The sequence below is a fragment of the Mobiluncus porci genome (assembly GCF_009695935.1).
Lineage (GTDB): Bacteria > Actinomycetota > Actinomycetes > Actinomycetales > Actinomycetaceae > Mobiluncus > Mobiluncus porci.
This window is the reverse complement of the sequence record NZ_VUMY01000014.1, coordinates 1-26318: the sequence shown is the minus strand read 5'-3', so window position 1 is coordinate 26318 and position 26318 is coordinate 1. Positions and strand designations below refer to the sequence as shown.

The following is a 26318-nucleotide window of genomic DNA, read 5'->3' as shown; positions in this document are numbered from 1 at the left end:
AATAGTGAGCCACCGGGGTCATAAGTCCTTATTTAAAACCCCTCCAAGAGGGTTAACTAGTTACATGATGTTTAGACGACTACGTAGCATTGAAACGACTTTCAACTCCATAAATCGCAGAATCCAAGGCACGCTGAACGTCCTTTTCCCTCACGAAAAAGACCAAGCATTCGCACCCACTCCCTACACTGCCGACCCGATTCTAGGTTTAGACTCTGAACGCCTGGTGGAATACGAGCGCGTCCGGATCCAGCTCACTGAGCAGTCTAAAGTCCTCATGAGGCTCGGCCACGTTTTACAGACCTGCGGCGCTTCGGCCTATCGGATTAAAGTATCCATGGCTCGGCTTGCTGCCGCTATGGGTGCTGAAGAGCATCACGTTTTAGTAACCTTTGGCGAAATCAGTTCCACAGTCTATCTTCGGCCTTTCTCCCGCACCGAAATCTCTGAGCAACGCATTTTTGGGACTAACGCCGCCAAACTTGACCGCCTACGCTCTTTCACGCAGAACCTAGAACCGGGGACTACACCGCAAGAGGCAAATCGAATCCTGGATCGAATTGATGCCTATCCCCCTGAATACGGATCCCTCGAAAATATATTAGCATCCGGAATCGCTTGTGCTTGCTTCTGTTTCCTCAACCGTGGAGGTCTGGCCGAATGTCTCATTGCCGGCTTCGCCGCAGCCTCTGGTCAATTATTACGCCGCGTCATGCTGCACCGTCAGATGAACCATTTCGGGGTCTGGCTTGCAGCCGGATTCGTTGGCGCCACTGTCTACGTAGGACTCGCAACAGCACTAAACCACTTTTTACTTCTATTCATGAATAGTTACGAAATTATCGCTTTGCCGCCTTGGATCTCCGGAGATACCATCGGTTTTCGCGCTGGAATCGTTTCCGCAGTTTTATTCCTGGTTCCGGGTTTTCCTCTCATAACTTCCATGCTGGATTTACTGCGAATGGATCTCTCTGCGGGAATATCCAGGATGGTTTACACCGTAATGCTGGTCATATCCGCTGGTGCGGCGGTTTGGCTGGTTTCTCTGGCATTTAACTGGACAGTAGATCCCCCAAACGTTCCTCCTCTGGAGGGTAAATGGCTTTACCTCATGCGCACATTGTGTTCTTTCGTCGCCTCTGCAGGTTTCGCCATGCTGTTTAATTCCACCAGACCACTATGTTTTTATGCGGGTCTGATTTGCGCAGTATTCAACCCTCTTCGGTTTCTGCTGGTGGAAAACGGCATGGACTGGCAGTTTGCTGTCGGCCTAGAGGCTCTGGCAATTGGTTTGGCAGCAGATTTAGTGTCTCGTTTGTCAAACTTCACGTACTCCCGGGTGTCTCTTTCCGTGCCCGCCGCTGTCTTGATGATTCCTGGGGTGCCACTCTACGCTGCTTTAACTCACTTGAACCAAGGTGATTTTACCAAAGCGACTTCCTCCCTGATAGAGGTCTCTGTAGTGATACTCGCAATCGGAATTGGCCTGTCCGCGGCCAGAATGCTCACCGACCGGAACTGGCTGGAAAATCGAGACTTGGTAGAAACTCACCCTGCTTTGAAAGACAATGACGAGTCTGACTTCACCATGCGATAAAACCGCTAGACTATTAGTGACTCTTGGCAGCAAATCGCCGCCGGTTCAGGAGGACAACAGAGTTACAGGAGGATGCTTTTGTTTGCATATTTTGCGGTACAGCCCGTTGTGCTTCTCGTAGTTTTGCTCGGAATTGGGATGGCAATTGGCCACATCAAAATTAAAGGTGTCTCTTTAGGTGCCGCCGCTGTGCTCTTCCTAGCAATCGCGATTTCAGCTTGGGGAAAATCCCAAGGATATGAGCTTTCTATCCCAAAAGAAATCGCCGTGCTGGGACTGTCCCTGTTCGCTTTTTCAATCGGTTGCAGCTCCGGCACTAGCTTCTTCGCCACCATGCGAACCGCCTGGAAATCAATTCTAGTCCTAGTAGCGGCTTATATAGCGGTTAGCGCTCTGGCAGTAGGGTTAGGCTCCTTGCTTGGAATGTCGATAAGTCAAATCGGCGGCACACTGGCCGGAGCGCTCACAAACACACCTATGCTCGAAGCCGTCGGAGAAAAATCAGGAGATTCGGTCGCCGCTACTGTAGGCTATTCCATTTCCTATCTCTACGGCGTTCTTGGCATGTTGCTTTTCTCCATCTTCGCTCTAAAGAGCGGGAAAAACGACAAAGATGCCCCCTCTCCATTAGTGTCAAAAACCATTCGGGTGGAAACAGATTCCCGCCCACGCCTGGGAGATATTTACGAACGGTTTAACGAGAAGCTGGCTTTTTCCCGTCTACGCCGTGGCGAAACCGGACCCATCACCCGACCCAATATGTCAGATACTCTCAACAAGGGGGATCTTTTGACTATCGTGGGGGAAGCCATTTCCGTTCAGACTATCATTAACGACCTCGGTCATTCTTCTTCCCACTCTTTGCAAACTGATCGTACCTATCTTGACTACCGACGCATTACGCTTTCCGATGTCTCTAAAGCGGGTAAAACCATCTCCGAGCTTAATATGGGAGATCGTTTCGGAGCAACCGTATCGCGGGTTCGTCGCGGGGACGTGGACATGGTGGCGTATCCCGATTTGGTTTTACAGCTTGGCGACCGTCTACGGGTAGTTTCCCCCATCTCGAACATAACCGAAGTCACAAAATATCTTGGCGATTCCACCCGCGGTCTGACTTCTCTAAATCCAGTAGCTCTCGGGATTGGCATGACCTTAGGGTTCCTCGTTGGCCAGATTCCAATTCCGAACCCTGCTGGGGGGACTTTCAGCGTCGGTTACGCCGCAGGAATTCTCATTGTGGGTTTGATCATGGGACGAATTGGACGAATCGGACCATTTGTCACCACCTTGCCCTACACGACCGGCCAGGTTATCGGGGAAATCGGCCTGCTGCTCTTCTTAGCGCAAGCAGGAGTTAATGCTGGAGGCTCCATCCAAACCGCTTTCACTGGAGGAGACTGGTGGAAGATCCTTCTTCTCGGCATTGTCATCACGACCGTATTCGGATTGCTTCTCTTTATTACCATGCGTTTCGTGACCAAGATGGGCGGAACGAAACTAGCCGGATTCTTGGGAGGAGCCCAAACTCAGCCCGCGGTTCTCGGTTTCGCTAATGACCAGACCAATAATGATCCCCGTGTATCCCTCGGCTACGCAATGGCGTATCCGGTCGCAATGATCACGAAGATTCTTTGTGGAACCTTCGTCGGGATCCTCTAAATATCCGCTTGTCAGCGGACGGCTTACTCAAAAAGTGGATCAGTGAAACACGCCCTCAGCGTTCACATGATAGGCGGGTTCAAAGTGGCGAAATTCAGGACAATGCTGTCTTGACCCCAGGGTTTGAAGACTTCCTTCAAAGTCCCGTCATCCATCATCTTTTGCAGACCGGCCTGTACCGCTTTAGCGAGCGCTTCGTTGTTTTTCGCAGTGATCACTCCTTGCGGAGCAACCCCAAGAATCTCGCCTACTGTAGAGAATTGTTCGTTGTTCACTTCCTCGTATTTCATGATGGGGCTTTCCCCAATTACAGCATCTAAGCTACCATCGACAACCTGTGCTACCAGTTTGTCCTGATCCGCATCAGTCACAATCGTCAGCGGTTGTTTACCGTCGGTGACGCAGGCATCGCTAGAGGTCTGGAGCATTTCTGCTTGAGAGGTGCCAGCCTGGGCTCCCACCTTGAAGCCACAGGGGTTCGCGTAGTCGAATTGTTTCGGATTACCCCTTTTGGCTCCATAGACATAACCGGCGTTCGCGTAAGAAACCATGTTAGTGCTCCTCATGCGTTCTTTAGTCAGGGTCATAGCAGACACAACCATATCGTAGGTTCCAGCATTAACCTCGGGAAGGAGGGCATCAAAGTCATCTTCTTGTATAATCTCCAGTTGCTTCACTCCCATGACCCTCGCCAAAGCGTTTAAAGCATCCACCTCGTAGCCTACAGGTTTGTTGTTTTCATCAAAGAACTCCGCTGGAGTATAGGGAATATTCATTCCCACCTTCAGCGTGTCCTTATTCTCGGCAGGAACCATTGCCGCCACGGTGGGGTCAGCTTTCAGCTTCGAAATGTCATAGGAAACCACTGTGCCAGTCTTAGATCCTCCCCCGCAAGCCGTTAGTGACACCGCCAGACACGTTGCTAGCCCCAGGTAGAGCAGTTTCGATTTCTTTAAGAAAGCCTTCGAGTTCGAGGGATTGTTGACCAGTTTCTTCATGATTTACACCGCCCTTAACTTATTGATGGTACTTGCCGACTAGTTCGTGAAGACTCTCCGAAGAAGCCGCCACTGCTTGACTTGACTCCAAGGTGGCTCGGGAGGCTTGCGCAGATTTCTCCGCCGTTTGAGAAACAGTCTCGATGGAGCCGACGATTTCTTGGGTCGTGGTCGCGGCCCCGCGCACCACCCCAAACATCTCGTTTGTGGTAGCGGTTTGTTCTTCCACCGCCGAGGCTATGGTTGCCTGAGAGTCATTAATCCGCTGGATAATCTCCGAGATTTGCGCCACAGCTTCAGCGGCCTTAGCGGAGTCCTCCTGAATGGAGGCCACCCGCTCGGAGATATCCGCAGTGGCTTGTCCCGTTTGGGAGGCAAGATCCTTCACTTCACCGGCTACAACGGCAAAGCCTTTACCAGCGTCTCCCGCGCGGGCCGCTTCAATGGTCGCATTCAACGCCAAAAGATTGGTCTGTTCCGCAATGGAGGTGATGGATTGGGTGATTTCCCCAATGCCGGCAGAAGACTCGCTCAAGGTGTCAATCACCTTAGTCGCGGAGGCCACCGATTCTACTGCCTCGTGAGCCACCTCGGAGGCTGAAGTGGCGGACTCGGAAATTTGGCGAATCGCTGTCTGCATCTGTTCCATGGCCGCGCTCAAAGTATCCATGTTGGTAGCGAGCTCCCCGGCTTGCCTAGCCGCTTGTGCCGCACGTTCACGCGTATCTTCGGCGGTCTTATCGAGTTCGGTTGAGGTGGTATTCAACGAACCAGCATTGTCGTTCAAGTCACCGGCAGTGCTACCGACCGAGTCAATCAGGCTCGCCACCCGCGCGTTTTGAGAATTCAGAGCCTGAGCCAGTTCGCGCATCTCCGGAACCCCACGATCTTCACGCAGACGGAACCCAAGATCGTAGGCGTCGTGTTCGCGAAGAGCCAAGGTGTGTCCGGAAAGAGGCCTATTTACCGTCCGCAACACAATAATGAGGAAGACAATTACTTCCACCGCCAACAGGAATGACAGACCAATCAGGGCAAAGACGGCGATTTTTTGTATGGTGGTAGCACGCGCGATCTGGTTGTTGCCGCTGGCGGTATTGGATTCTGCCAAGGTCAAAGAATTTATGGGGGATTCCACCGATTTCGTTGCATTCATATAGGTTTGACCGAAGACAATATTTCTAGCCGCCGCGCCCGCCACTTCTGGGGTCATCGCCTGTTCTTCCGCAGTGAAAGCATAGTTTTGCAAATCTAAGGGAAGTAGTGCCCGATCTTCACCGCGGGAGAGCGCTGCTAAAGCCATTGCGTGGATTTCCATTTCGGTGGTTCCCTCGGCGCTTTCTTTCATCGCCGCCACCAGATCGTTTTGTTCCTTAGTGCCGCCGTGCTCCTTGATAAGTTTCTCTCCAAAGTCCCGATTTCTCACCACGTAGAGTTCATTGAAATAATTACTCAAGGATTCAGTCAAACCGGAAACCACATAAACCCGAGCATTGCCTGTCAGGGTAGTATTCGCGGTCTTAAGCGCATTGATAGCAGTCTGGCGCTGCGCGGCTTCTGATTGAGCTTGACTGACTTGGTTAGTGGCAATGATAGAGCTCAGTTGAGCCGCTAGACTCAGCACGACCAAGACAATAACCGCCGCCATGGTCATCTTCACCATAGAAGAAAATCTCATATTTCTCCCCCTTTTCCGGCAGTAGCAGATTACCTGGTGTAGAAATCTCTGCCAGATAGATAATCATTACTAGTATAATTCAACAAAGCCTTAATCATTGTGATTTCAGGTTGTACCCAGGTTCGGATCCTCAATCGCTAACGCGGGAACAGAAAACGGTTTATTCATGTCATTTCCGCAAGAATTATTTTAGCATTCGCGGGCATACCCATAGATACACGGTTTGTCGATAGGTACGGCCTAAAATGATTCCATTCAACAAACTTGGCTGCCGTCACTGTTTGCTCAACAAATCCAGTATCATGACACTAAACTCGCAAAGCGGCTTAGGGGATACTGAATACATGGAAGCATTATTAAGCGGGCAAGGACTCGTGCGAAATTTTGGGGCTTTCCGAGCGGTTGATGGCATCGATATTCATTTGCGTCCCGGCACCATCACCGGCCTGATCGGACCCAATGGCGCTGGCAAAACCACTTTGATGCTGATGCTCTCAGGGATGCTGGCTCCAGATGCTGGCACCGTCTCCGTGGCCGGGCTGGACATTGGGACTAAAGCCCGCGAAGCGCGCTCCCTGATTGGTTGGCTCCCCGATACCTTCGGTTCTTGGGGCGAGTTACGCGTCGAGGAAATCATGACTTATTTCGGGCAGCTTTACGGGCTCGACAAGGCGACGGCAAAACAGCGTTCGGCCGAGCTGTTGGAGCAGGTACACCTCGAAGATATGTCGGATCGTTTCGCCCACGTGTTGTCCCGCGGCCAAAAACAGCGTCTCGGGGTGGCGAGAACCTTACTGAACCACCCCCGTGTGCTGCTGCTTGACGAACCCGCCGCGGGAATGGATCCGCGTTCTCGCATCGAGTTGCGAGAGTTGTTGCGTGAGCAAGCCGATGACGGAGTGGCGGTTCTGATTTCCTCCCATGTTTTGAGCGAACTCGAGGGCACCATTGATGATGCCGTGTTCGTGAAAGCAGGTCGGGTGGTGGACACTTCTGCTTTGTCTGAGCTCATCGAGGGTCAAGCTGTCGGGTCGCGGTACCGCCTTTCGGTGCTGGATTCGGCGGCGTTTAGGGCTTTTATTGAGGCCGAAGATTTCACCGTTTTCACCCCCGCGGGCTGTCTCGATTACGAGTTCAACGCCGCGGGTCCCGAAGAGGCCGCCGATATTTTGGCGCGGATAGTCGCGGCTGGGGTGAAGGTGAGTGGTTTCGGGGCGGCGCCAGGCAAACCCAGCCTCGAAGAGATTTATCTCCAAGTCGATATGGGGGAACGCAAATGAGCGGGAACATGGTTGAAGACTCCTTGTTGAATCAGACCACCTCATCCACCGGGCCAAGAGAACCCGCGCCCCACCGGCTCCCCGGCGCATTTAACGCCGTTGAGACCGTGATGAAACTTGAGCTGCTTGGGCGGGCGCGCTCAAAGAAGTGGATTGCAGCGATGGTCGTGTGGGTTATTCTCCTGACGCTCATGTGGATTGGCATGTTGGCGGTTTACGCCAACTTTGGGAGCCATAACGGGATGAGTCCCGCCGATTTGGCTACCGCCCTATACCAGGCGAAACAGTGGAGTTTCGCGTTAATGCTGCTGTTTACCTTGGGTGTGTCCCTAGCGATTGCCCCCGCGCTAGCCTCCACAACCATTAACGGGGACCGCGAGACCGCGAATCTGGCGATTCTCCAGGCCACGCCGATAACCCCGAGCGCACTTTTGTGGGGGAAGCTCCTGGCAGCCTGGATTTCTGGAGCGGTGTTCGTCCTTGTTGGAGCCGTGCCGCTCGCGATTCTGGTGGGGACGAATCAACTCGGGTGGGTCATGTTTGTCAAGGCCGTAGCCGTGATGCTCGCAGAAGTGTTTATCGTTTGTGCGATTGGTATCGGGGCCTCCGCGCTAAACTCCCGTCCGGTAGCCTCGGTTTTGGCGACTTACCTCCTGGTCGGACTGCTCATGATTGGGGGGCCGCTCACTTTCATCTTCACCGCAAATGCGATGACCGAACGGGTTGAATTTGATTTCCACTCTATGAACTATGACGGGCCGAGCGACCCGTGGTCTAATCCTGATTACAATCAAGACTCTCGCTATCCCGGGCTGAATAAAGACCCTGGGTGGAAGTGCGAAGTTGAAAAAAGCGAAAAATACTTATCTCACACGAATCGCACCTGGTGGCTGTTGCTAAGCTCGCCAGTCGCGATTCTCTCCGACGCCGCAATCGGCACCGGACCTCACAATTCTTCTATAGAAGGCCCCCTATACGGGGTTCCTGGCGGAAATACCATGCTCGGTTTTTTAGCCGGCAGGATTGCCAGCCAGCGTTTAGAATCTCCCAGCGGGTCCGAATTCCTCGCCCGGGCTCAAGACGTGAAACCGCCCCAACTATCAGTCTATGACGACTGCTATGTCGGGCCAGACGGAAAAATAGAATTGGTTCCAATTCGTGAAGCCGCCCAGCTAGATAACGAGGTTTTCGGCGCTAATTACTCTAAGTTCCTGGGACAGTCGTGGTATTGGGGCATGATTTTCCACGCGGTCTTGGCCGCCAGCGCGATTTGGCTGGCTTGGGCGCGCCTTCGCGTGCCGGTCAAGCGCCTCCCGAAGGGCGTCCGCATCGCGTAGCCGGCGGGTCAGCCCTCCTCGGAGCGGGTCAGATCTCTTCGGAGCGGGTCAGCCCTCGTGGTGCAAGGCGCAGCCGGCGGGTCAGACCTCTTCGGCGTAATGAGCGAAGCGAATGTAGCCGAAAGGGTCTGACCCCACGGCGTAGCGACCCAGAGTGGTGTAGCGACCAAGACTATCACATTAGTGCTACACTTGTGACATGAATGCTACACCCGCAGTTTTGGCTTCTCGAGATCTGCGCAACCACACCTCCGAGTCGCTCAAACGCGCCGAAAATGGGGAAAGTCTCGCGGTAACGGTAAACGGGCATCCCGTGGCAATGCTTGGACCCATCCCCACGAGCGGACGAGCTTACCTCACACGCGCCGAATTCCTGCGCCGATTCCAACCCGCCGATTCGGGCTTGCGTGCCCAACTCGATGAATTTGACCAGGACCTCGACGAGCTGGGCGGTATCGACTGATGACTCACGGCCTGTTGGACACCTCTGTTTTTATCGCCAGCGAATCGGGTCGCGCACTCAATGTAGAGCGCCTCCCCGAGGAAATTTTTGTAAGCGCCATCACCTATTCGGAGCTCTATGCCGGAGTTTTGGCAGCCTTGGACGTGGACACGCGGGCGCGACGCATGGGGACCCTCCAAGTTCTCGCAGATGTGGAACTGCTGCCAGTGAATCGACGTGTGGCGGAATTATGGGCGGAGTTGCGGGTAAAACTCCGAGAGTCACGTCGACGCATCAACGTCAACGACCTCTGGATTGCCGCCACCGCACTGGCCAACAATCTCCCTCTGTTCACCCAGGACGCCGACTTTAGCCCCATTGCTGAAGTCTCCACCCTCAAAGTCATCGAGGTGTAGCCACACGTTCAACCGCGCCAGGTTTTCTTCACAAGATTGAGCGCTTCGGTTTTGCTGAGCTTTTCGGCGCGATCCGCCTTTACAAATTCAAGAGCTAACACCGCTGCACTTACTGAATCACCCTCCAACGAGCCGACCGGTCCCCCCTCCCCAACGGAACAATGTAGGTCCTACCTACTGCCAGACTCGCTGACGTTTGTACCAATACAATCGTTGTGTTGATACAAACTCCACCTTGTCAACAGGTGTTCAAAATCGCCAGCGTATCCGGCGGGTCGAGCATAGCCGGCTGGTCGCTTACTCCCCCGGGAGGGGTTCATCCGGGCAACCCGCAAGGACTTCGCTCATCGCCTTCTTTTCCTCGGGAGTCACCCACAGCCCGTATTTCGTCTTCACCGCGATTTGGCGGGCGACATATTCACAGTGAAAAGCCTCATTCGGGGGGAGCCAGTCGGAGGCGTCCTGGGACTCCTTGTCCTGGTTTGTTTCCCCGTCCACCGCTATCAGGTTCAGCGGGTCATTGGCGATTTTCTTCCGAGTTTCCTGGTCAAGGTGCTGACCTCCCGTGCGCCACACGTTTCCGAGCGCGACCACGTGGTCTATCTGAACCTTGTCAGAACTGCCTTTTTCTCTCAGGAATTGGATGGTTTTTCCGGTGTAATCATCTTCTAGAGTTCCAGACTGGACGACACAATTTCGCGGATTCACTTGGCGGTATTCCACGTCTTTAAGGTCGCGGGCGAGAACCTCATTGCGCGTGTTGCAGTCGTCCCCATCAAGATCGAGCCAGCCTTCCCCAAACAGCCGATTGCGGTTGAAGTCATTAAAAGGATCCTTGTCTTTCACCTTCAAGTCCTCAAGAGCAGACAGGGCAGTTCCGGTCGGATTCGCCGTCTTCGCGGTGCCTACCTTAGCGGTTTTGTCGGGGGCGGGCTGGGCGGAGGATTTCCCCTCCGAAAACGATCCGAGGAAATTAGCGAGCGGAAATTTGTCTCCCAACAGGCTCTGTGCCACGCCGATAATCATCACGACCGCGAAAATCACGAGAGCCACACTGCGTCCGGTTTGGACGCGGTCTTTCCCGAAGCCAAGCCAGCCCTCGTAGGGGTTTACCCGCGGGGTTTCCGGCTCAAGGTTTTCCCTTTGCTCATTACCACTAGGATCTTTCGCGTTATTGCTCATGGTTCCAGCCTAACGAAATGGTCCGTACCAGTCACTTCTGTAATCATCGCGAGTCCCCTACCTGTGGGAGGGATGGCAGCAAGGTCTTCACGCTGGGGGATCTCAAACGAGGTCGGGGCAAAAACTCCGTCTCCGCGCTTGAAATAGTCCGGATCCACCGCCACCCAGTCAATCATCTCCCCTGAAACGATGGGGTCGTGCTTTAGCGTTTCAGCAGATGAAGCGGCCAAACCCTTCCCCATCGGTTCTTCGCGCCACACCCCGAAGGGAACGCCGCCCGAGACCAAGCGCTTGCGAGTTAGATGTATTCCGAGAGGATTCTCCTCCACCCCGATAAACCGCATCCCCAGTCCCGCGGCCGCGACCAAAGTCGAGCCCGAACCGGAAAAACAATCCAGCACCAATCCCCCCGGCGGACACGCCGCTTTCAAGGCTCGCTCAACGACCGCAAGCGGCTTCTGGGTCGGATACCCCACCCAAGACGAGGAATGATTCGGGGGCCGAGAGATCTCCCACACATCCGGAGCCACCATTCCCGCGGGATTAAATAAATCGCGACGTTTCGCGGCAATCGTGGCCCGATACGGCACTCTTACCGCATCGGGGTCAAAGTAATGGTGACGAGAGTCTCGCGCATAGAACAAAATCGTGTCGTGTTTCCTCCCGAACCGCCGCCGCGAGCCCCCTCCGGAGCCGTAAACCCACACGATTTCGTTCAACAAGTTGCCCGCCCCGAAAACCTCGTCACACACGAGACGTAGCGCCGGGGCCGCATGCCAGTCGCAATGGACAAAAATCGATCCGGTATTCGCCAACATCTCCCGCAAGGCCGTGAGTCGTTCGAACATGTTCTGGAGGTAGTCTGCGTCGTCCCACCGATCGCCGTATTGCTTCAAGGTGATACTTTTTCGCGCCCGCCCGTGAAGGAAAATCTTTTGGGAGTAATCGGCCTGGGAGTTGAAGGGCGGATCAATGTAAACACAATCGATTTTCCCCGCGAACTCGGCGTGAAGTCCGCCCAAAACTGCGAGGTTTTCTCCGGCGTAGATTCGATTGGCGACCCCGTAATCGGGTTCACAGCCAGTCGGCTTCACCAAGGACTTCTCGGGATTTTCCGCATCATCCTTGTGGGACACCGACTCTTTACTTGCACCGCGATAAAATTCAGCCACACGATAAACGGGCGGGTCAGAGGGCGGGAAAGTCGGGGACGTTTTACCGGCCCAGACGAGTTCCACACGGCTTTTTCCCACAAAACCACTTTACAAACATTTCGCATGTTTCGCCTGGAAAAGGTAAAATCGGAGGAAACTGGGAAAGGAGGGGCCAGGTTGACTGATTTTAATGATTTTTTCCGCAGCGTCGAGCGAAACACTCTAGCCCCTTTAAGCCGCGACCGTATCAAGAAGATTCTCGAAAAACACGGCTGGTCCTACCAGGTTAACCACGACGGAGACATTGGCGGAGCTTGGCAAAACGGCGTCTATTACTTCCAGGTCACCGGCGAGAACGACTCGGTGCTTTGCGTGCGCGGAACCTGGAGAGCCAATCCAGAACTGGATGACTTCATCTTGGTGAATTCCCTTTGCAACCGTTGGAATATGGAGTACTACTGGCCGAAAACCTACGCCCGCGTTACTGATGAGCGCGAATTGATGGTGCATACCGAGCTCCCCATCAGTTACCGCAGCGGGCTCACGGACGCGCAACTCGACGAGCACGTGCGTTGTGCCCTCGAGGCTTCGGAGGATTTTTTTGAGCACTTGGCCGAAAAGTTCCCGAAGGCCGTTGCGGACGACGAGGCGTAGCCGCGCGCGTCAGCTCGGCAATAGCCACCACAGCGGATGCCCTTTGGCGCGATACCGCTCCAAGAAACGCTCAATCCGAACCGACCAATAGGCAAACAGGCCCTGGTGGACAATTAGGGTTTGTTTCGGTTCCTTTGACTTGGTCAAACCGATTTCGGCATAGAAACCCCGCAGCGAAAACAGGGAATAATCCCATTCCAGGCTCAAAACATTCTCCATCTCCGCGAGATTCTCGGGGGTGTCGGAGCGCGGTTCCTCGGTCAGTTCACTAACAATTTGTGCGGTGACCTCGCGACTCATTAGATGAGCCATATCTCGGGTCTGGCTCGGTTCCGGCACTTCCTGGCGGGAGTCCGTCTCCCCCACCGCCTTCGCATCCAGGGCGATGGCGGAGCCGATACCGAAAATTTTCGGAAAAGTCGGGTTTCTAAATGTTTGGGGAAGACCGGAGATACTTTCTCCGCCGGCGCGATCCTCCCGAGTCGCGTCCACCCGAAATCGTCCCCACCCGTCATACAGTTCAGCGCTCAAATCTTCCCCCGCCGGACTCTTCACCGCCAGTGGAGTCAAAACCCGCGAGGCCTCAATCGCCAGCAGGTCACAGGCGATTTCTTCGGGGGCGTCATCCCCCTGCGCGGATACGTATCTCAAGCGGGTCCCGTTAATGCTCGTCAAACGTTTTCCACGATGCAACAAGATGCCGAAGCGTTCCATTAAACGCTCTACTGCCTCGCGAGTAGCCTCCTCCATTTCGGGATTCGCGCTGGTGAGGTAGAGCCAGGGTCGTCCCGCATCGAAGAAATGTAGCTGAACCCGGCTGCGCAGCCCCTCGGAGCGAAGCACCCCATCAACTGCGAGGGCGTATTCCAACGCCCCGTAATAGCCGCCCATTCCTCGCGCCGACCGCCCGACGGCGATAACGCGTGGCTTGTCGCCCGGCGGGGAATCTTGGAGTTCAGAGATGAGTCGGCGCAGTTCAGATTCACCGGCTACTGCGGAGTCGAGTCGGTCAATAACGCAGGTGGCTATGGTTGTGCCTTCGCTCGGGATTCCCGCGACGCGGTCAATATCGTGGCCGGTGGCCACCACGAGAAAATCGTAGGGAACTCGAGCAGTTTCTCTCGCGAGCGGGGAACCGGTGAAGGTGATCTCAACTTGAGGACGGGGGTCATCACGGTACCCTCGGGGGTAGACGGTGCGGGCAAGCCCTTGATGATAAATAATCCCTTTGTGGCGATAAAGCGAACCCAGAGCCACCGTTTCGTGTTCGGGAGACTGGAGACCGGTAGCAATATGCGGCAGGGAGTCGGGGTTAATCCACTGCGCTCCCGGGCTCACGACGATGACCTCGTGGTCTGCCCCGAGGCGGTGTTTGAGGCCGAGCGCAGTGGCATGGCCAGCCATGCCGGCGCCAATAACAACAATCCTCGACATGTGTTAAACCTTATCTGGTAAACGCCGTCGCCTTGCGCTGCACGCTGCAACCTCCGGGCGGCGACCAGTGGGTTAGGCTGGTTGCGTTAATGGGGGGAGGTCGCCGATTCCTCGGTTGTGCGCTCCGCTTTGCGGCGACGGCTCGCTGCTTTTGATAAACCGAAAGTTCAACTGACTAAAACAAAACCTTAAATCAATGCTCAAGACGTTTCTTCAAAGTCGAGGACGCTTGCTCAACGGGCTTGATGGTCATCGAATCGATATTCATGTGCGGCGGAACCGAAAGCGCCCAGACGATGGCGCGGGCGATATCTGCGCCGATGAGCGGGTGATCCACCCCTTCATAAACTGCCTCGGCCTTGCTCTTGTCGCCCAAGCGGTTCAGCGAAAATTCTGGGGTTTGGACGAGACCGGGAGCAATCTCGATAATCCGAACCGGCTTGCCGACAAGCTCGAGGCGCAGAGTCTCGGGAAGCATCACTTCCGCGTGTTTCGCCGCGGTGTAGCCGGCTCCCCCAGGATAGGTGCCGTGTCCCGCAATCGAGGTCACGAACAGGACATCCCCTCCGCCGTTTGCGAGCATAGCTGGCAAAAACGCCTTGGTGACGCGCAAGGCTCCGAGAACGTTCACGTCGTACATGGTCTGCCAGCGCTCCGGATCGGCGTCGAGAACGCTATCCATCCCGAGAGCCCCGCCGGCGTTATTTACCACGGCATCTACTTTGCCCCCGTCAGCAAGAGCCCACTCGCGCAAGGCCTCGACGTGGGTCGGCTCGGAGAGGTCAGCCGCGAAAGCCTCGCAGCCGGTCTCGTAGGCAAGCGCAGCCAAGCGATCCTCGCGCCTCGCGGTGGCGAGCACTTTCCAGCCTGCCTCAGTAAGCTGTTTCACAGTCTCCCAGCCGATTCCGGTAGAGGCACCGGTCACGAGCGCCCTCCCGGGCTTTCGCGGGTTGGCCGCTTGGGGATAGTTGATTCCAAAACTTTGCGTGTCCGCAGGTGCTTTCGCGGGTTGAACCGGTCCAGGTTTCATCATCTTTCGCCTTTCGAATTTCAGGGTTTTTACCTTCCCTAATAAACTTACCCTATAGAGAGAATACACTTCCGCTGAGCCGCAGAGAGGGCAGTTTCGAAGGAGCCTGTGGGTGCTCGTAGTTTTTCTTAGGAACTTGTTCCTTAGAAAAACAGAGCGGGACCCCACTTGCGCGACTGAGAAACGTACCGACTGCGGCGACGTAAGCATTTTAGGAAGGCGAAAATATGAAGCTGGGATTTATTGGCATGGGGGCAATGGGCTCGGCGATTGCTTCGGGAGCGTTGCAGGCAGGGTTCATCAAGGCTGCCGACCTGTTCTTTACGGACGGCGCGCCGGGGAAAAACCGTCTCGCTACCGAATTCGGCGCCACGCAGCTCGCTGACAACGAACAACTCCTCGAAAAAGTCGACGCGGTTCTTATCGCCGTGAAACCGAAACACATCGGCTCGGTTCTCGCCGAGGTTAAGCCGCTTCTCGGGAACAAGCTCCTCATCTCGATTGCCGGTGGGGTGCCGCTGGCCAGCCTTGAGGGCGACCTCAAATCAGGTGCGCGAGTGATTCGAGTGATGCCCAATATCAACGCCCTGGTGGGAGCCTCCATGAGCGCGGTTTGTGCGGGAGAAAACGCCATTGAAGCCGACAAGGAGTTTGTTCTTGACCTGTTCAACTCGGTCGGGCACGCGATTGAACTTGAAGAAACGCTTTTTGGCGCCTTCACTGCCCTAGCGGGTTGCGCCCCCGCCTGGGCCTTCACCTTTGTTGAAGCCCTGGCCAAGGCCGGAGTGGCGGCGGGCCTCACCAAGACCCAGGCAGTCGAGTCAGCGACGCAAATGCTCCTGGGCTCGGCCTTGATGCTTCAAGACGGACTCAGCAAGGGCCAGCACCCTGGCCAGCTCGTTGACGCGGTATCTTCACCAGGTGGCTCGACCATCGCTGGCTTGCTCGCGGGCGAAGACGCGGGTTTCTCCGCGGCGGTTGTCCGCATGGTTGAAGGCGCGATGGCTCAAGATGCCAAGGCGGCAAAAAGCTAACGTCGGGAGAGTCAGCTTGCTGACTAAAGGAACCCGACCCAAACGGGTAAACTAGTGACGGTAACCCACTGATAGAAAGAAAACGATGACGCAAACGATTGCTTATCCGGCGACTTTGCCGGCTCCGAAAGTTCCGGCAAAAACTACTCTTGACGGCATTGAAGACAAGTGGCGCGCTCGCTGGACTGAGGACAAGACCTACGCTTTCAATCCGGAAACGACCCGCGAGGCGGTCTATTCTATTGACACTCCCCCGCCCACAGTTTCCGGGTCGCTCCACGTCGGACACGTTTTCTCTTATACCCACACGGATCTCGTAGCCCGCTACCAGCGGATGCGCGGGAAGAACGTGTTTTACCCGATGGGCTGGGACGATAACGGGCTCCCAACCGAGCGGCGGGTCCAGAACTATTTTGGGGTGCGCTGCGACCCGTCGCTGCCCTACGTTCCCAACTTCAAGCCGCCGTACGAGGGCGGGGAAGGCAAGTCCATCAAGAACGCCGACCAGGTTCCCATCTCCCGCAAGAATTTTGTGGAACTGTGCGAGAAGTTGACCGCCGAGGACGAGAAGCAGTTTGAGGAACTGTGGCGTACCCTGGGGCTTTCCATCGACTGGTCCTACACGATGCAAACCATTGGAGCCCGCGCCCAGAAGGTTGCCCAGACTTTCTTCTTGCGCAATCTCGCGCGCGGCGAGGCTTATCAAGCGGATGCCCCAGGACTTTGGGACGTCACGTTCCAGACGGCCGTCGCCCAAGCGGAACTCGAGGCTCGCGACTATCCCGGGGCTTATCATTCCTTGGCTTTCCACCGCGAAGACGGGAAGGGCGACATTGTTATCGAGACCACCCGTCCGGAGCTTCTGGGGGCCTGTTGTGCCTTGGTGGCTCATCCCGATGATGAGCGTTACCAAGATGTTTTCGGGTCTTTTGTGACTTCGCCGGGATTTGACGTGCGCGTGCCGGTTTTGGCCCACCCCATGGCGGAAATCGACAAGGGATCGGGTATTGCCATGTGCTGTACCTTTGGTGACCTCGTCGACGTGCAGTGGTGGAGGGATTTACAGCTCCCGACTCGCGTCATTATCCGCAAAGACGGGAGGATTACCGCCGAGGTTCCCGACTGGGTGACTTCCGAGCGGGGCCGGGCTTTGTTCGAGTCGGCTTGCGGAAAGACAACGTTCTCAGCCCGCAAGGCTGTGGTGGAGGCGCTCCAAGCTTCCGGGGAAATGCTGGGAGAGCCGAAACCGACCCAGCGTATGACGAACTTCTATGAAAAGGGAGACAAGCCCTTGGAGATTGTGGCTTCTCGCCAGTGGTATATCCGTAATGGTGGCGCGGATTTCACCCGTCCGGGCAAGTCCGGGACACTTCGCGAGGAGTTTTTGGCTCGCGGGCGGGAACTGGATTTTGTGCCGGACTTCATGCGGGTTCGCTATGAGAACTGGGTGAACGGGTTGAACTCCGATTGGTTGATTTCTCGCCAACGCTTCTTCGGGGTGCCTCTGCCATTGTGGTATCCCATTGATGAATCGGGAGAAACCGATTATAACCACCCGCTGATACCTTCCGAAGCTGTCTTGCCGATTGATCCCACCACTGACGTACCCGCCGGTTTTGACGAATCCCAGCGGGGCAAACCCGGCGGTTTTGAGGCCGAGGTTGACATTATGGATACCTGGGCGACTTCTTCGTTAACGCCCGAGATTTATTCAGGTTGCCTCTTTGACGATGCTTTGTTTGCCGCGACTTTCCCGATGGATCTCCGTCCCCAAGGTCAAGACATCATTCGAACCTGGCTGTTCTCGACCGTGGTGCGCTCTCATCTCGAGTTTGATGAGCTGCCGTGGCGGCAAGCCGCCTTGTCGGGTTGGATTCTCGACCCGGACCACAAGAAGATGTCCAAATCCAAGGGCAACGTCGTCACCCCGATGGGGCTGCTCGAGAAGCACTCCTCGGATGCGGTGCGTTACTGGGCGGCTTCGGCAAGGCTCGGGACGGACGCGGCCTTTGACGAGGCTCAGATGAAGGTTGGGCGGCGGCTTGCGATTAAGCTTTTGAACGCCTCGAAGTTTGCGTTGTCGATGGTCGGGGACGGTGAGCTGACTCTTGATCCTTCGCTTGTGACCGTTGAGGTTGATCGAGCGTTAATTGCCTCGCTGGTGGAGGTCATTAAAAGTGCCACCAAGGCTTTTGACGCAATGGATCACGCCAGGGCGCTCGAGACGACCGAAAGCTTCTTCTGGACGCTGTGTGATGACTATTTGGAGCTCGTGAAAGACCGCGCTTACGGGGTTGATTCCTGGGCCGATGAGGCGGGCGTGACTTCGGCGCGGGCGACTCTGGCCTTGGCGATTGATGCCGTTGTTCGGTTGCTCGCCCCGTTCTTGCCGTTTACGTGCGAAGAGGTCTGGTCTTGGTACCGCGAGGGATCCGTACATCTAGCCTCCTGGCCGACCACCGACGCACTCGAAGCAGCCGCGGGCAATCCCGAGATTCTGCGGGTTGCCGGCGGAGCCCTGTCAGTGCTTCGCAAGGTGAAGTCCGATGCCAAGGTCTCCCAGCGCACGCCGTTTGTTTCGGCAACCGTGGAGTTCCCCGAGGCGGATGCGGCTTTGGCGGAGGCATCACGGGAAGACCTTGTCGCGGCCAACCACGTTGAGGGCTCGCTTGAGTTCGTGGGCGCATCCGTCGAAGGCCCGCAGGTTGCAGTGTCTGAACTCGGAGAGCCTCCCGCGAAACCTGTCAAGTAACAACCTGCGCTGCTCCGCCTATGACGAGAAATCATTGCCGTCCCTTAACGTTTTCGCGATGTTACGTGGCGGATGTGTCGGCTTCGCCGTCGCCGCCACGTAACATCGCGGAGCCGGCCAAATAACCGGAGACCCGTACCTAGCTCTTCCTTTTTTTGAATTTATTGCCTAATATGACAATAAATTCAAAAATCGTAGTTTTTTGGCACGCCAGTGACGTAGACAGACCCCCAATCCATGAGGATTCCCACCTGACAGCCCACCAAAGGTAAAGTAGAAGGGATAAAAACTCTAGCAAGGAGCATAAATGGCGGAAGCCCAGGACTTTATTTCTCCCCTCAAAGTGAAGACCCTGCCGGACGGCACGATGGAGGCTCACAACCCCTCCCCCGTTGATATCCCGCGAAGCTGGAATATTGTGAAGCTCTTGTTGAACCGGGTAAAGCGCAACCCCGAAGGGACACTTATTGAACGCAAGGCCGGGCTCGGCCACGAGTGGCAAAAGATCTCCGCGAAGCAGTTCCTTGATGAGGTCGATTCCGTCTCCCGCGGGCTCATTGCTCTCGGTCTCGAACCAGGGTCGCACATGGCGATTATGGCTCACACTTCTTATGAATGGACTTTGCTCGATTACGCCTGCTGGAGCGCGGGGGCGGTCAATGTGCCGCTGTACGAGACTTCTTCAATCCACCAGATCGGGGTGGTCATCAAGGAGGCTGACATCAAGATAGCCTTTGCTGAAAACGCGCGCCTCGCCGAAGCCATCGAAGCCGCCGCTGCCAAAGTAAACCGCCAGGTCAAGGTCTTATCTTTGGATCTCGGGGCAATTGCGGCCCTACACGAAGCGGGGCGAACCGTAGCGCAGGTCCGGGTCGACGAAGCCCGCAAGGGGCTCAACATGGACTCACCGGCCACGATTATCTACACTTCGGGAACGTCTGGGGATCCGAAAGGAACCGTCCTCACTCACGGGAATTTCACGACTTTGGTGTGGTCGAATATGGAGTGGATGCCTGAATTTTCTAGGGATCCGCGGGCGAGGCTGCTGTTGTTTTTGCCTTTGGCTCACGTGTATGCCCGACTCCTGGAAGTTTTCATGCTTAGTGGGGAGGGAGTTCTCGGACATGCCCCAAATATTAAGAACCTGCTTCCGGACATTGGCTCGTTCAAGCCGACCTACCTCTTAGTTGTCCCCCGCGTGCTTGAAAAAATATACAATTCTGCAGACGCTCAGGCAGGCATTTCAAAACCGAAGCATATGGTTTTCAAACGCGCTGTTAACACCGCCATTGCCTATTCGAGGGCGCTCGATACTCCGGAGGGTCCCTCACGGCGGCTTCGCCTGCGCCACGCGTTTTATGAGCAACTGGTTTACCGCACAATTATGGGGCTTCTGGGCGGGAAATGCAGCTTTGTTATTTCCGGAGGAGGCGCGCTGGGGGAACGTCTGGGGCATTTCTATCGTGGAATTGGTCTAAGCGTTCTTGAAGGCTACGGTATGACTGAATCTTGCGGACCGATTACGGTAAACACAACACATTTGAACCGTATCGGTACTGTCGGGGCACCGGTTTGTTCCGCAACAGTTCGAGTTACCCCCCAGTCAGAGATTTGGCTCAAAGGCCCCACGGTGAGTCCGGGATACCTGCGCTCTGATAAGAATGATGGAGTTTTCAAAGCCGATGGCTGGTTGAATTCCGGAGATCTCGGGACTATGGATAAGTCAGGATTACTTACCATAACCGGACGCGCGAAAGAAATATTGGTGACCGCGGGCGGAAAGAACGTAGTGCCGGCGACTTTGGAGGAACCGTTGCAGTCCCACCCCTTGATTTCTCAGATCATGGTTGTCGGGGAAGGCAAACCTTTCGTCGGCGCTTTGGTGACACTCGACGCGGAAATGCTGCCGGGATGGCTCAAGAAGAAGGGTCTCGAGCCGATGGATGTCACCTCTGCCTCCCACCATCCCGCAGTTCAAGCCTCGATTTCCCGTGCGATTGACAAGGCGAATGCCGGCGTGTCTCGCGCCGAATCTATTCGCGAATTCCGTATCCTGCCGTTCGATTTCACTGAGGCCAATGGAATGTTAACTCCTTCGATGAAGATACGCCGTTCGGTTGTCCTAGAAAAATGCGTTACGGAGATCGCCGACATCTATAAGGACGTAGAGTCCCCCGAGCTCGAAGAAAAGTCCGGCGTGATGGCAGGAATAGCTTCTATGCCCGACTTATCTAAGGTTACGGGCTATTTCAAGAATATGCTTACCTTCCCGCATCGCGAGGATTCCGGGGATTAGCGCAGCAGGGGAGACGGTTTCGTCTTTTTCGTTACGCGGCTTGTAGGGACGGTTTCGACTGTGCGTAGTAACCGCAGGGAACGTAGCCGGAAGGGTCTGACCCGCCCGCTACGCCTACCCCCTTAAAGCCACGTGATGCCGAATAACCTCATCGACGATAAACCGAAGGAATTTTTTCGCGAAATCGGGGTCAAGTCCTGATTCTTCGGCTAACGCCTGGAGGCGCTCCACCTGGCGTTCCTCACGTTTAGGATCCGCTGGGGGAAGATCGAGTCGGGCTTTCAACTCACCCACCTTTTGAGTGCAGCGAAACCGTTCCGCCAGAAGATGCACCAAGGCGGCATCAATGTTATCGATGGTGGCGCGATATTCTTTCAACTCGTCGGGCGTCTGCGGCGGGTTACTCAAGATACCTTCGGCTTCCATTTTTTCCTCTCCGCTGGAACGACAAAACACGCCCACATCGTTTCACTACGCCGACTTCGCCTCGGCACGCAGGTCACGCAGGACAATGGTGGGAGCCTCGCCCTCGAGAACGCATTCGGGCTCGATAATGACTTCGGCAACGTCATCTCGAGACGGCAGGTCAAACATGGTTCTCGCCAGGGTCCGCTCCATCAAAGTCGACAGCGACCGCGCTCCGGTTCCGCGTTTCTCCGCAAGTTCCGCCACTGCGTGAATCGCCTCGTCAGTAAAGGTCAGCTTCACTCCGTCGAGCTCGAACAGGTGCTGGTATTGCTTCAAAATCGCGTTCTTCGGTTCGGTCAGGACGCGAGCCAAATCGTCCACATCCAGCGCCGACACGTTCGTAATCACGGGAAGCCGCCCGATGAACTCGGGAATTAACCCAAACTTGTGCAGGTCGTCCGGCGTTACCTTCGCGAACAAATCCCCGTGTTCTTTGACTGACTTCAAATCCGAGCCAAAACCGGTGGAACGCTGTCCGAGACGAGCCTTTACAATCTCGTCCAGCCCCGCGAAAGCACCGGCAGCGATAAAGAGAATCGAAGAGGTGTTGATTTCAATGAAGTCCTGGTGGGGATGCTTGCGTCCCCCCTGGGGCGGCACCGAGGCGGTGGTGCCCTCAATAATCTTCAACAGAGCTTGCTGAACCCCCTCGCCTGAGACGTCGCGAGTAATCGAAGCGTTTTCGCCCTTGCGGGAAATCTTGTCGATTTCATCAATGTAGATAATCCCGCGTTCGGCCTTCTTGATGTCGCCGTCTGCCTCCTGGATAAGGCGCAGCAAGATGTTTTCTACATCCTCGCCCACGTATCCGGCTTCGGTCAAGGCCGTCGCGTCAACAATACAGAACGGGACTTTCAGCAAGCGTGCGAGCGTACGAGCCAGGTGGGTTTTTCCGGTTCCGGTCGGACCGAGCAAGAGAATATTCGACTTCGTCATCTCCATACCGGTGTCTTCATTACGACGCATGGCGCGAACCCGCTTGTAGTGGTTGTAAACCGCCACAGAAAGGGCTCGCTTGGCGTTTTCCTGGCCGATAACGTATTGCTCCAAGAAGTCAAAGATTTCGTGCGGGGTGGGAAGAACCTCCAGACCAGGGGAATTATCTCCCTCGAGTTCCTCGGCAATAATCTCATTGCACAGTTCGATACATTCGTCACAGATATAGACACCGGGTCCAGCAATCAACTTGCGAACCTGACGCTGTGACTTCCCGCAGAAAGAACATTTTAGTAAATCAACAGACTCGGCTGGGCGAGACATGAACACCCCTCGGTTGGAAACGGTTACCTAATGATTCTAAGGGTAAAAGAGCGAAAACTCGCGTTGAAACGGGCCTTTTGGCTGAATTGGAAGGCGGAGCCGGAGCGGGTCGAACCTCTCTCGCGTAGTTGCGCTAGCAACGTAGCCAGAAGGGTGCGACCCCGACGGCGAAGCCGGTTTAAGGCTTTGCTTTCGCTACGCCAACGCGATGCAGGTCGAGAGCAATGCCGAGTTCGCTCGAGCATTGCCGAGACCAAGGAAGCGGTGCGCAATTTTGCGAAGCAAAATTGCAAGCATTGGGTCAGACCCTTCCGACTACATTCACTTCGTTCATTACGCCGGAGAGTCTGACCCGTTGGCTAGGCTAGTTATTCGACGTCACGCCCTTGCGGGGGCTCAAAACCTGGTCAATAAGGCCGTATTCCTTGGCCTGCGAGGCGGTCAAAATCTTGTCGCGGTCGATGTCTGCATGCATCTGTTCCGGAGTCCGGTTGGAATGCTTCGACAAAGTCTCTTCGAGCCAAGTACGCATCCGGTCGATTTCCTCGGCAATAATCGCCAAATCGGTTGCCTGTCCCTGTGCGCCTTGGATGGCCGGTTGGTGAATCAGAACTCGGGCGTTCGGGAGCGCCAGACGCTTCCCGGGGGCACCACCTGCAAGCAAAACTGCCGCCGCGGAGGCCGCTTGACCCAAACAGACAGTCTGAATCTCTGGCTTGATGTACTGCATCGTGTCGTAAATCGCTGTCATCGCAGTAAAAGATCCGCCGGGAGAGTTGATGTACATCGTGATAAGCGAATCGGGATCCTGGCTTTCCAGCACCAAGAGCTGAGCCATCACGTCATCAGCCGAGGAATCATCAACCTGGACCCCGAGGAAAACAATGCGATCTTCAAACAGCTTCGCATAAGGGTCTTGACGCTTGTACCCGTAAGCGGTACGCTCTTCAAAACTCGGCAAAACGTAGCGGCTCATCGGCATCATGAGTCCACTGTTTCCCGGCATAGTCAAGCCGCCCGCGGCGGCAAAATCACCTTGGTAGTTCACTGGTTATTCCCCCTTCTCCGCGGCGTCACGAGCCTCACCAACCGCATCAGCATTCTCCACGACCGCATCGATGAAACCATATTCCAAAGCCTCCTGGGCTGTGTACCAGTGGTCACGGTCAGCATCCTTGGTGATTTCTTCCAAAGTGTGACCCGTACGCTCGGCCGTAATCTCCGCGAGTTCCTTCTTCATCGCCAAAATGAGGTCAGCATTAATCCGCACCTCCGAGGCGGTCCCTGACACGCCGCCAAGCGGCTGGTGCATCAAAATGCGCGCGTGCGGGGTCGCGAATCGTTTGCCCTTCGCCCCGGCGGTCAGCAAGAACTGCCCCATAGAAGCAGCCATCCCCATCGCCACGGTCACGACATCGGGCTTGATGTATTGCATCGTGTCGTAAATCGCCATACCCGCGGTAACGGAACCGCCAGGGGAATTGATGTAAAGGTAGATATCTGAATCGGGATCCTCGGCAGCCAGTAAAAGTAGCTGGGCACAAATCGCGTTGGCGTTGTCCTCGGCGACCTGGGTTCCGAGCCAGATAATGCGTTCTTTCAACAAGCGCTTGTAGATGAAATCATTCATCGGCGCGCTGATAGCGTCGTCTTTCGCGTTTTGGGGCACTTTTCCTCCTAAGTTGTCACTCTAACCTTAGTGGATTGCTCTCGCCAGTGGCGCTCCGGCCTCGCTTTTTTCGCTATCGGCTAATCGGAGTCACCTGAGCGTAGCCGACGCGGGTCGAGTCCATAGGCGTAGCCGACGCGGGTCGAACCTCTCTGGCGTAGTTGCGCTAGCAACGTAGCCAGAAGGGTGCGACCCCGGCGGCGCAGCCGGTTTAAGGCTTTGCTTTCGCTACGCCCTAGGGTCAGACCCTTCCGACTACATTCACTTCGTTCATTACGTCGGAGAGGTCTGACCCACCGGCTACGCTTTACTCAGCCTTCTTCTTAGCAGCCTTCTTAGCAGGTTTCTTCTCGACTTCAGCTTCCTCGTCGTCATCCTCATCATCAGCACCAACGAAGTCGCTCAAGTCCACGGCCTTGCCCTGGGAGTCCTTCACCTTCACCTCGCCCAAGGCGTTAGCAATCGCCTTGTTGCGGGCAATCTCCTGGATGAAAGCCGGAATGCGGTTGTTCTGTTCCGCTGACTGCAACAGCATCGACGGGTCCATGCCGTAAGCCTGAGCGGTTTGCAAAACGAACTCGAGGAGCTCTTGCTGAGTGACATTCATCTGGCGCTGCTCGGCCACCGTGTCGAGAATAATCTGGACCTTGAGGTCTTTCTCGACCAACTCGCGTACCCGTGCCTTATCCTCGTCACTGGCGTCCTCAGCGGTCTGGGCCGCAATCGACTCTTCCAAAAGTCCTTCCGGGAGCGGGAAATCCAACTCGTCGCGGAGTTTCTCCACAAGCTTGTCGCGAGCGTCAATGGCCTGTTCCGAACGCTTTTGACGCGCGGCGTTTTCTTCTAGTTCCTGCTTCAACTCCCCGATGGTGTCGTGGTCGGAAACCATCATCGCAAACTCATCATCAGCTTCGGGAAGTTCCTGGACTTTGACCTGGTCAAGGGTGACGGTCACGGTAGCGGTCTCCCCGCCGTGCGGGCCCGACTTCAACTGAGTTTCGAAGTCCTTGGAGGCTCCGGCTTTCATGCCTTTGAGGGCGTCATCAAGCCCTTCTACCAGCCCGCCGGCTCCGATGTGGTAGGAGACCTGAGCCAGATTGTCGATTTCCTCGCCGTCAACCTTGGTGACCAAGTCAATCGTCACGAAGTCATCTTTCTTGGCGGCGCGTTCCACAGACTTCAAGGTGGCAAAACGGCGACGCAGATTGTTGAGTTCCTCCTCGACGTCCTTGGCGTCAACGTCAACCGCCTCCACTTCGAGTTCCAGCTTGGAGAAATCGGGAAGCTTCACTTCGGGGCGAACCTCGACCTCCACGGTGAACTTGAGATCCCCACCCGCGGGACCTTCCACATTCGGGGTGTCGGTGACATCGACTTCGGGCTTACCCATCGGGGCGAGTTTGTTTTCCTCAATAGCCTGGCCGTAATACTCTGGCAGGGCGTGGTTCACGGCGTCTTCAATAACAGCGCCGCGTCCGATGTAGGACTCGATTACGCGCGCCGGGGCGTGTCCACGACGGAACCCGGGGATGTTGATTTGTCCCGCGTATTCCTTGAAAACCTTGTCCATCTCGGGCTTGAACTCTTCGTAGGGGACCTCAATTGCCAACTTCACTTTGGTCGGGTTCAGGTTTTCAACAGTGCTCTTCACAGTTTCTCCGTTTAATAGTCTCTTGCGCCCGCACACGCATTAGTCCTCGCGGCTTGCGCCCGCGGCTTTTCCGCGGTTGATTACAGCTTTCCAATCTTACTTCACGCCCGCGCTTTCGCGAAAATATGGCTTGTGTTTTGCCGCGTCCGGGAAGTCAGAGTCCTAACCCAGGAGAAAACGGCTCGCACTGCCATTATTGCGGTGTCAGATGATGAGTGCAACGTTTTTTTGGAAGGGAGTTGCGCTCTTGGGTGGTAGGTGGTCTGGTTCGGCTGTGCGTGAGTATGCGTTGGAGTTGTTAGAGCTTGGGTGGACTGCGAAACA

At 55.5% G+C, this 26318-nt stretch carries 21 protein-coding genes; 10 read left to right on the top strand and 11 right to left on the bottom strand.

The features are described 5' to 3' along the window. Positions 1-64 precede the first annotated feature (64 nt). Entirely contained in the window at positions 65-1597 is a 1533-nt protein-coding gene (locus FYJ63_RS08015) for a threonine/serine exporter family protein (RefSeq protein ID WP_229770071.1), read from the top strand. Between the two features lie 78 nt (positions 1598-1675). Continuing rightward, positions 1676-3259, top strand: a complete 1584-nt coding sequence (locus FYJ63_RS08010; RefSeq protein ID WP_154545551.1) for an aspartate:alanine exchanger family transporter — start codon at positions 1676-1678, stop codon at positions 3257-3259. 62 nt (positions 3260-3321) lie between these two features. Here the strand turns inward: FYJ63_RS08010 and FYJ63_RS08005 are convergent, their stop codons facing one another. Together FYJ63_RS08005 and FYJ63_RS08000 are read right to left on the bottom strand one after the other, a co-directional pair. Further along, entirely contained in the window at positions 3322-4257 is a 936-nt protein-coding gene (locus tag FYJ63_RS08005; RefSeq protein WP_154545549.1) for a transporter substrate-binding domain-containing protein, read from the bottom strand. A 19-nt stretch (positions 4258-4276) separates the two neighbouring features. Continuing rightward, positions 4277-5935 carry a methyl-accepting chemotaxis protein gene (locus FYJ63_RS08000; RefSeq protein ID WP_154545547.1) on the bottom strand — a complete coding sequence of 553 codons (1659 nt, stop codon included), beginning with the start codon at positions 5933-5935 and terminating at the stop codon, positions 4277-4279. Between the two features lie 344 nt (positions 5936-6279). On the opposite strand from FYJ63_RS08000, the gene FYJ63_RS07995 reads away from it, so the two are divergent. The 4 genes from FYJ63_RS07995 to FYJ63_RS07980 all read left to right on the top strand — a co-directional run bounded on the left by FYJ63_RS07995 (position 6280) and on the right by FYJ63_RS07980 (position 9410). Further along, positions 6280-7215: an ABC transporter ATP-binding protein gene (locus FYJ63_RS07995; protein WP_154545545.1), complete on the top strand. Its 936-nt coding sequence runs from the start codon at positions 6280-6282 to the stop codon at positions 7213-7215. Beyond that, complete coding sequence (locus FYJ63_RS07990; RefSeq protein ID WP_154545543.1) at positions 7212-8552, top strand: ABC transporter permease; 1341 nt, start codon at positions 7212-7214, stop codon at positions 8550-8552. The genes FYJ63_RS07995 and FYJ63_RS07990 overlap by 4 nt, the downstream gene beginning before the upstream one ends. 199 nt (positions 8553-8751) lie before the next feature. Then, positions 8752-9015 (top strand): type II toxin-antitoxin system Phd/YefM family antitoxin, encoded by a 264-nt coding sequence (locus FYJ63_RS07985; protein ID WP_154545541.1) that lies wholly within the window; start codon positions 8752-8754, stop codon positions 9013-9015. Further along, positions 9015-9410, top strand: coding sequence for a type II toxin-antitoxin system VapC family toxin (locus FYJ63_RS07980; RefSeq protein ID WP_195839367.1), 396 nt, complete (start codon positions 9015-9017; stop codon positions 9408-9410). Before FYJ63_RS07985 ends, FYJ63_RS07980 begins: the two co-directional genes overlap by 1 nt. A 297-nt stretch (positions 9411-9707) precedes the next feature. Here the strand turns inward: FYJ63_RS07980 and FYJ63_RS07975 are convergent, their stop codons facing one another. Both FYJ63_RS07975 and FYJ63_RS07970 read right to left on the bottom strand, forming a co-directional pair. Beyond that, positions 9708-10592, bottom strand: a complete 885-nt coding sequence (locus FYJ63_RS07975; RefSeq protein ID WP_154545539.1) for an HNH endonuclease family protein — start codon at positions 10590-10592, stop codon at positions 9708-9710. Further along, complete coding sequence (locus tag FYJ63_RS07970) at positions 10589-11845, bottom strand: DNA-methyltransferase (protein WP_338106884.1); 1257 nt, start codon at positions 11843-11845, stop codon at positions 10589-10591. Before FYJ63_RS07970 ends, FYJ63_RS07975 begins: the two co-directional genes overlap by 4 nt. Positions 11846-11923: 78 nt before the next feature. Between FYJ63_RS07970 and FYJ63_RS07965 the strand changes: the two genes are divergently transcribed. After that, positions 11924-12400, top strand: coding sequence for a type III secretion system chaperone family protein (locus FYJ63_RS07965; RefSeq protein WP_195839366.1), 477 nt, complete (start codon positions 11924-11926; stop codon positions 12398-12400). Between the two features lie 9 nt (positions 12401-12409). Here the strand turns inward: FYJ63_RS07965 and FYJ63_RS07960 are convergent, their stop codons facing one another. Next, entirely contained in the window at positions 12410-13834 is a 1425-nt protein-coding gene (locus FYJ63_RS07960; RefSeq protein ID WP_154545535.1) for an FAD-dependent oxidoreductase, read from the bottom strand. Positions 13835-14027: 193 nt separating this feature from the next. Then, on the bottom strand, positions 14028-14864 hold the full coding sequence (locus FYJ63_RS07955) for an SDR family oxidoreductase (protein WP_407717229.1): 837 nt from the start codon (positions 14862-14864) through the stop codon (positions 14028-14030). Between the two features lie 227 nt (positions 14865-15091). On the opposite strand from FYJ63_RS07955, the gene proC reads away from it, so the two are divergent. The 3 genes from proC (at position 15092) to FYJ63_RS07940 (ending at position 20946) form a co-directional block, all read left to right on the top strand. Continuing rightward, entirely contained in the window at positions 15092-15898 is an 807-nt protein-coding gene (gene proC / locus FYJ63_RS07950; protein ID WP_154545531.1) for a pyrroline-5-carboxylate reductase, read from the top strand. A gap of 85 nt (positions 15899-15983) precedes the next feature. Continuing rightward, positions 15984-18650 carry a valine--tRNA ligase gene (valS, locus tag FYJ63_RS07945; protein ID WP_154545529.1) on the top strand — a complete coding sequence of 889 codons (2667 nt, stop codon included), beginning with the start codon at positions 15984-15986 and terminating at the stop codon, positions 18648-18650. 307 nt (positions 18651-18957) lie between these two features. Then, entirely contained in the window at positions 18958-20946 is a 1989-nt protein-coding gene (locus FYJ63_RS07940; RefSeq protein ID WP_154545528.1) for an AMP-dependent synthetase/ligase, read from the top strand. A 114-nt stretch (positions 20947-21060) separates the two neighbouring features. Here the strand turns inward: FYJ63_RS07940 and FYJ63_RS07935 are convergent, their stop codons facing one another. From FYJ63_RS07935 to tig, 5 genes are all read right to left on the bottom strand, one after another. Further along, positions 21061-21372, bottom strand: coding sequence for a chorismate mutase (locus FYJ63_RS07935; protein WP_154545526.1), 312 nt, complete (start codon positions 21370-21372; stop codon positions 21061-21063). Between the two features lie 45 nt (positions 21373-21417). Beyond that, entirely contained in the window at positions 21418-22674 is a 1257-nt protein-coding gene (clpX, locus tag FYJ63_RS07930; protein WP_154545524.1) for an ATP-dependent Clp protease ATP-binding subunit ClpX, read from the bottom strand. Between the two features lie 364 nt (positions 22675-23038). Then, positions 23039-23680 (bottom strand): ATP-dependent Clp protease proteolytic subunit, encoded by a 642-nt coding sequence (locus tag FYJ63_RS07925; RefSeq protein ID WP_154545629.1) that lies wholly within the window; start codon positions 23678-23680, stop codon positions 23039-23041. Positions 23681-23725: 45 nt separating this feature from the next. After that, positions 23726-24304 carry an ATP-dependent Clp protease proteolytic subunit gene (locus FYJ63_RS07920; RefSeq protein WP_154545627.1) on the bottom strand — a complete coding sequence of 193 codons (579 nt, stop codon included), beginning with the start codon at positions 24302-24304 and terminating at the stop codon, positions 23726-23728. A 346-nt stretch (positions 24305-24650) separates the two neighbouring features. Beyond that, positions 24651-25994, bottom strand: a complete 1344-nt coding sequence (gene tig, locus FYJ63_RS07915) for a trigger factor (RefSeq protein WP_338106883.1) — start codon at positions 25992-25994, stop codon at positions 24651-24653. Positions 25995-26318 lie beyond the last annotated feature (324 nt).